Annotated in this window: 6 protein-coding genes; 1 reads left to right on the top strand and 5 read right to left on the bottom strand. The window is 32.1% G+C overall.

Features of this window, described 5'->3' with window-relative positions; translation table 11 throughout:
• Window positions 1-208: 208 nt before the first annotated feature.
• The 5 genes from ACT8VG_RS05490 to ACT8VG_RS05510 form a co-directional block, all read right to left on the bottom strand.
• Window positions 209-1,033 (bottom strand): PTS system mannose/fructose/sorbose family transporter subunit IID, encoded by an 825-nt coding sequence (locus ACT8VG_RS05490; protein ID WP_006504551.1) that lies wholly within the window; start codon window positions 1,031-1,033, stop codon window positions 209-211.
• Window positions 1,014-1,790 carry a PTS mannose/fructose/sorbose/N-acetylgalactosamine transporter subunit IIC gene (locus tag ACT8VG_RS05495; protein ID WP_217747116.1) on the bottom strand — a complete coding sequence of 259 codons (777 nt, stop codon included), beginning with the start codon at window positions 1,788-1,790 and terminating at the stop codon, window positions 1,014-1,016. Before ACT8VG_RS05495 ends, ACT8VG_RS05490 begins: the two co-directional genes overlap by 20 nt.
• 10 nt (window positions 1,791-1,800) lie before the next feature.
• On the bottom strand, window positions 1,801-2,268 hold the full coding sequence (locus ACT8VG_RS05500) for a PTS sugar transporter subunit IIB (RefSeq protein ID WP_006504553.1): 468 nt from the start codon (window positions 2,266-2,268) through the stop codon (window positions 1,801-1,803).
• 15 nt (window positions 2,269-2,283) lie between these two features.
• A complete protein-coding gene (locus tag ACT8VG_RS05505; protein ID WP_040389577.1) occupies window positions 2,284-2,697 on the bottom strand; it encodes a PTS sugar transporter subunit IIA in 414 nt (137 codons plus the stop codon).
• A 398-nt stretch (window positions 2,698-3,095) separates the two neighbouring features.
• Complete coding sequence (locus ACT8VG_RS05510) at window positions 3,096-5,783, bottom strand: sigma 54-interacting transcriptional regulator (protein WP_444195362.1); 2,688 nt, start codon at window positions 5,781-5,783, stop codon at window positions 3,096-3,098.
• Between the two features lie 125 nt (window positions 5,784-5,908).
• Between ACT8VG_RS05510 and ACT8VG_RS05515 the strand changes: the two genes are divergently transcribed.
• On the top strand, window positions 5,909-7,132 hold the full coding sequence (locus ACT8VG_RS05515) for an RNA polymerase factor sigma-54 (RefSeq protein WP_288706372.1): 1,224 nt from the start codon (window positions 5,909-5,911) through the stop codon (window positions 7,130-7,132).
• The last annotated feature ends 141 nt before the right edge of the window (window positions 7,133-7,273 follow it).

The following is a 7,273-nucleotide window of genomic DNA, read 5'->3' on the forward strand; positions in this document are numbered from 1 at the left end:
CATGTGTACTGTAGCCTGCATAGCACTTGCCCAAGTACCACCAACACCTAACCAGCAGATGTTTGAATATCCATGTTCGCAGATTTCATCAACGATTTCGTTGATCTGAGGGCGTAAAGCTAATGCGCCATTTACGCTATCGATTTTTTCCTGTTCATTAAATTTAATCATTTCCATTTTCTTTTCCTCCGTTTTTTTTTAAAATTTATTAACAACCTAAAATACCAAAGAATGCTCCGACTAATCCGATCACAACGCAGATTAACAATAATGTAGTTGTCTTAACATTTTTCTTTTTCAATAAGTAGTAAACTAGTAATGTGAATAATAATGGCATTAAACCAGGCATGATATTATTGAATACAGAATTCAATGTAGTTGCTTCATTACCAGAACCAAACTTCAATGGGAAACTGATTGATACGTTTTCAGCAGTCATACCACCAACAACCATCAATCCTAAAACACTTGCTGCATAAGTAAGTTTTGACATTAATCCATTCTGCTGGATCTTAGCCAAGAATCCACTACCTAATTTATAACCAGCATTCATTAAATAATAACGTAATCCCTGAGCTGGAAGGTTGAAGATTAATAAGAATAAGATAGGTCCTAAGATATTTCCTTGATTTGCTAGAGATAAACCAACACCAGTAGCGATAATACGTAATGTTCCCCAGATGAATGAATCACCAATACCTGCTAAAGGTCCCATTAATGAAACCTTTACATTGTTGATACTTTCTGTATCAAATTCAGGATCATTTGCGTTACTTTCTTCCATAGCAGCACTAATACCTAAGATTAATGTTGCCAATTGTGGAGTTGTGTTGAAGAATTCTAAGTGACGCTTCATAGCTGCAACTTGATCTTCTTTATTTGGATACAACTTTTTGATAACTGGTAACATACTATAGCAGTATGACATATTCATCTGTCTTTCATAGTTCCAAGACCATTCCAAACCGAATGAACGCCAGAATACTTGATTTAACTCTTTTTTAGTTAATTTATTAGAAGTCGTCATCTTCATCTACTCCTCCTTCTGTTGCTGTTTGAGCTGAATTACTACGTAACTGAGTTAATACGATAGCAATGATAACTCCAAAAATTGCGATTGCTGTTACTGGAATCTTTAAGTATACGCTTAATGCGAATCCTAAGAAGAAGAAACATGCAACTTCTTTGTCCATAATCATCATTAATAATAAACCGAACCCAATTGCAGGTAATAATCCCATTGTGATCTGTAAACCATTTGAAATCCATTTAGGAATGACATTTAATAAAGCCTGTACAGCTGGTCCACCAGCATAGTAACCACATCCTACAATCACACCGATAATTAAGTTAACACCGAAGAATCCACCTAATAAGTGCATTCTAGCAACTCCAGCCATATTTCCTTCAGCTGCATATTTATCTGCTTTATGAACAAATGGAGGTAAGATGAATACCATTCCAACGTTCTTTGCAATTAATACTAATGAAGCAACTGGTAAACCTACAGTCAATGCAGTTTCCGGTCCAGCTCCTGTTGTAATTGTGAAAGCTGTTCCTAATACAGTTCCTGAAATCATTTCAGGTGGAATACTAGCACCGATTGAGAAAGCTCCCATAAATGCTAATTCTAATGTTGCACCTAAAGTAACACCTGTTTGTACATCACCAAGTACAATACCTGTTAAAGTACCCATAACCAATGGTCTTGACAACAAACTTGTACCGAACAAATACTCAGCATTTCCAAGCATTGCTACCAAGCCAAGTAAAATTGCTTGTAGTAACATATTTCTCCTCCTATAAAACTTTTTCTACATTTACTGGATTATCTTCTGGAACCATCTGAATTGTTACATCCACACCTGATTCACATAATCCTTTTAAAATTGTTTCTTCTGCTGGTGTAATATTCATTGCTTTTGAAATATTACGAGTTTCAGCAGTTGCCTTAGTACCACCAAGATTTAACTTTTTGATGTTGCATTCTTTACACAATCTTTCAGCATCCTTAATAGATTCAACTACAGTTAATAATTTATATTTGTCTGTAACACCACTGTTGATTGCTTTTACTGCATCATCCATACTTTTGATAACTAATTTAACACCACTTGGTTTTGCCATCTTGATTGAAGTTTTTCTTAAATCATCTTTCATAACTGCATCGCATGCAATTAAGATACAATCTGCTTCAACTGCATTTTTCCAAGAAAAAGCAACTTGACCATGTAACAATCTGTGATCCACTCTTAATAATTTAATCATTTTCTTCTCCTCCTATTAGAAATCTTCATCATCTTCGCTTGTTATTCCATTCATAACAGTCATTCCATCTTTAGCTGCTTCGATTAAATCGTTCGCTTCTGCTAATTCAAGTTTTCCGTTCAAGCCTTTCATTACTGCATCTAATACTAATCCCATGTTCATTCCTGAGAAGACCATTACATTATCTAATACTGCAAGTTTAGATAAAGCTGTGTGAACACTTCCACCTTTGATATCACACAAGATTAAGATTTGTTCATCACTCTCTTTTGCTTCTTTCAAAACTTCTTGATAAAAGTCTTCAGGATTTTGTCCAGGAAGCAAGCTATATGTTTCTATATCCTTAGCTAAATCTCCAACAATCATAGAAACTGAATCTTTCATCCCTTTAGATAATCCTCCGTGTGATGCAAGTATGATTTTTGCCATATTCTCTGCACTCCTTTCTTTTCTTTTTAGTTCATGCAAGCTTTGAGCTAGTTTGTAGATCTTTACGCTTAATTCGTAGAACTAACTTCCACTTATACCCAAGCAAGCTTCGTGCCAGTTTGTAGATCAATTACGTTCAATCTGTAGAACTAACTTCCACTTATACTCAAGCAAGCTTTGTGCCAGTTTACAGATCTTTATGCTTGATCCGTACAACTAGCTTCCACTTATGCTTAAGCAAACTTTGTGCCAGTTTATAGATCTTTACGCTTAATCTGTACAACTAACTTCCACTTATACTCAAGCAAGCTTCATGCCAGTTTATAGATCTTTGCACTTGATCTGTACAACTAACTTTCACTTTTAAACAAGCAAAAAGTGTGCCAATTAATAGCACACTAATCATTAATAATATAGTTGTATATATATTCTATTTCTTCATCTGGAATCTCAACATTGTAGTATGTTTTAACTTCTTTCATTGAGATATTTACTTGATCTATAAACTCTTGATGCTTTTCTTTAAAGTCTTGATCAGTAAAGTTTGAAATAGCTTGTCTTGTAACTAATCTTTCTACAAGACAACAGATATGAACATATAATCCAAAGCATGTTCTATTCTTAAATCTCTTATGTAAGATATTCTGTAGATGATCAATTGCTTTCGCTACATGTTCTAGTAGTTTATCTGGATTTAATATAGTTAAGTTATTCATAACATTGGATAATGTGAAATTACGTAAGATATTCTTTTCGAATACCTCCATCTGAGCTTGAGTCATATACTTTCCAAAATATACTTCTATCGCATTCTGACCCTCATTAATAATCAATTCCTGTATACCTATATATTTCATAGATTCAATATTTGGATCAAGTGTTCCAATGACACATACAACCTCATAATCATTCATTAACTGATCATAGACCTGTTTACGTATTAAAGCAGGATAATCATAAGTAATAATCTTTAAATTAGAATCTTCAGGTAAAGAATTGAATAAGATTTCTTTGATTTTATTCGCTGTACCAACTCCTGATGCACAAGAACAGATTACAATAGGGTCTTTCTTTTTCTTAAGTTCTATATGCGTTTTATAGATGTTTTCCTTAAGAATAGAATCAATTACTTCAGTCACTGTTTTATTGAGTTTAATTCCCTGTCCTATTTCTAACGCACATTTAGTATTAATATTGTTTACTAAGGCAATATCTGCATTACTTGTATCTAATCCCTGATATATTTCTTCAAGAGAACCCATATCAACTAATAAATAAAGTTTTGAGATATTACCAACATGTGCAATGTAATCATTAATCTTTCTTGTAATAGTTTGTACATCCACATCTAATGGCATATCAATCGCATCAAATATATAACTATTCAACATTCTATTGGCTGCTTCCGCAATAGAACTTGCAGTTGAATAACCATGCGCAATAATAACCGCAATTGTGAGATCTTCACCAGAATGTGCAAAATACTTAATCATACAAATACAGATAATACATTCTACAAACTCATCAATATCCTGGTTCATATTATTCTTTAAGTAATGAGAAACTTCCTGCCCTATTTCATATTCACGATGAAATTCAAGTTTTAGATATTTCTTTAAGTTTTTTACTTCATCATAATTCTCATTGATCCAGTTATGTGTGAGATATGTATTCTTAGAGAATTCTGAAACATATGTTGCAAGTGCAATCAACTCATTATGTGAAGTCCTAAAGCCGTAATGTTCAGTGATATTATTAAATATCTTTTCGAGATAGTTTGTAAGATAATCAATTGAATCTGCACGATTATCATTAAATATAAGCTTCTCAAAATATCTATCTACAGTATTCTGTGCATTTACTGCAAATGAATGGTCTCTTTTAATATTAATTAATGATTGATAAAAATCTTTAATGATGCCCTGATCTGATATAGGAAGAAGTGTATTAAGAGATACAAGCTTATGCTTCTTCATAACCATAGAAGAGACATCTATACTGTTCCTGATACTATCAGGTAAATCATAAGCATGAATTTCTAATGTATCTGAACTACTTTTATATAACGCACTTACACAGCTTGCCTGAATCGTATTAGTTAGTTCACCAATATTTCCTACAAATGTATGATTCAGTAATAACTCATAAACATTGGATGAAATAAGAATTGTTTTGTTTACACGCTTCTCTTCATTCTTTAAGAAGTTATACATGAGTTCTAGTTTTTCATTTTCTCCTCTTTGGGCAAGAGATGGAATTGTAAGAATTACAGGAATACGTCTTAAGAATGTTTTTAATAATGCTTTTTGTGGTACTTCTGTTGTCGCAAATATAATTCTACATTTAGATTTATACCACTTATTATTATCACCTACTAAGTGATAGATTCCCTGGTCCATATAAAGGAATAATTTTTCCTGACATTCAGCATTTAAACAATGCACTTCATCTAAGAATAATACACCGCCATCCGCAAAATGTAATAAACCTAAGTTATCACTATCTGCACCTGTAAAAGCACCTTTTTTATAGCCAAACAGATTCGCTGTGAGTAGTTCTGGGTTATTGGCATACTCTGAACAGTTCACCTGTACAAAATTCTTAGATGCATCAATTAAGCCTGTGTCTACACAATATTCATACGTAAGTTTAGCCATAAATGATTTACCTGTACCAGTTGGTCCATAAAACAACATAGGTAATCCTACTGGAGGGTAAGATACTGTTGCCTTAATCTTCTCTACAATCTGATACATGCTTTCATTAGACCCAATAAGCTTTTCAAAGTTCTTTAATTCTGTCTGATTGTTTAATTCAGCTTCCAATTCATCTAATGATTTGTATTCATCTGATGAGAGCTTCTTCTTATACTTACTTTCAAGAGAACCTCTTGAAAGATATAAAACAGGGCTTGTTTTGATTTTAATAAGCTTCTTGTCATTAAATAGTTCATTTAATAGTCTAGTCACTTGATTTCTACTTAGTTTTAATTCTTTTGATAATTGGATGGATTGACATTCTTCGTATGAATTTTGATCCATTCTTCCATTGATCAATAACATTATTTTTTCTTCCAATGAAATCACCTCATCATTCATGATAAAGCAAATAAAACTTGTAAGCAACAACAGTTATTCATTATACTATTCAAGTAAACACCTAAGCATTAATTGGCACGAATTTTGCTATATATTAGTGAGGGGTGATGAATATGAAACAAAAAATGCAATATATTCAAACATTGAAACAAACATTAAAATTAAATCAAAAACTATTAAAATCATTAGATTTCTTGACTGACAACATTGATGATATCAATAAAGTTGTTCAACAAGTATTAGAAACAAATCCTTTTTTAGAACTAAAATCACCTAAAAACTATGATACTCAGCAATTTATTGAAAGTATTTCTAATAAACGTTCTTTAAAAGATGATCTCTATTTACAGTTAAGTGCATGTACTCTTCCATATAATGAAGATTTGATGGATTATTTGATTGAATCATTAGACGATAGTGGGTTCTTATCCTACCCTATTGATCAATATCTCACTGATTTAGATATAGATAGAGAAATGCTAGATGCTCATTTAGATATATTACGTTCTTTTGAACCAAATGGTGTTGGAGCTGCTGATGCTATTGATTCAATTATCATTCAATTAAAAAATAATAATAAAACAAAAAGCTATACACTATTTAGAGATTATCAAGATGTTATCTTAACTCAGAACTATTCACTTATTAAACAGAAAACAGGATTAAAAAAAGAAGAGATAGACCATTTATTTTATGAAATACGTTCTTGTAATCCATTCCCATGTAATATGTATAGTTCATCCCAGGATGATTTTATCTCACCAGATATTTTAATAGAGGTAGAAGATTCTAATATCATGATTACTCCTATCAATCAACCTGAACTCATCGTAAATGATCTTCTTTATGAGAAGGTAAAGAATGATGAAAATATGAAATCTTATTTTAATGACGCACATTTCTTAATTGAAAATCTCACAAAGAGAAATCAAACAGTATTATTTGTCGCAAATGCTTTAGTTGATATCCAAAGTGGTTATTTCTTATATGATGATGAGTTATATCCATGTACTTTATCACAACTTGCAAGTGAAACAGGATTTCATGAATCTACTATTTCACGTACATTGAATAATAAGTACTACAGCTTTAATGGTGAGGTTTATCCTCTTAAACAACTTCTTGTTTCTCAAACTGCTTCAGGAGATAGCAGCGATTCTATTAAAAAGGCTATTGTTGAATTAGTTGATAGTGAAGATAAAGAACATCCACTTTCGGATAATCAAATTCTAAAGAAACTAGAAGAGTTAGAACTACATTGTTCACGTCGAGTCATTGTCAAGTATAGACAACAATTAAATATTCCTTCATCTACAAAACGTAAGGTTCTTAAATAAGACTGTGACTTGTACATAGCGTTTTCACATAAAGAGTAACTAAATAGACTTGGGGTTAACTCAAGCTTTAAAATGCCAGGGGTTTAGAATAAACTGGTTCAAAAGTCAAGGACAGAATGTTGACAGTCCCTGCTAAATGAG

It is taken from the genome of Catenibacterium sp. (genome assembly GCF_052354645.1).
GTDB lineage: Bacteria > Bacillota_I > Bacilli_A > Erysipelotrichales > Coprobacillaceae > Catenibacterium > Catenibacterium mitsuoka_A.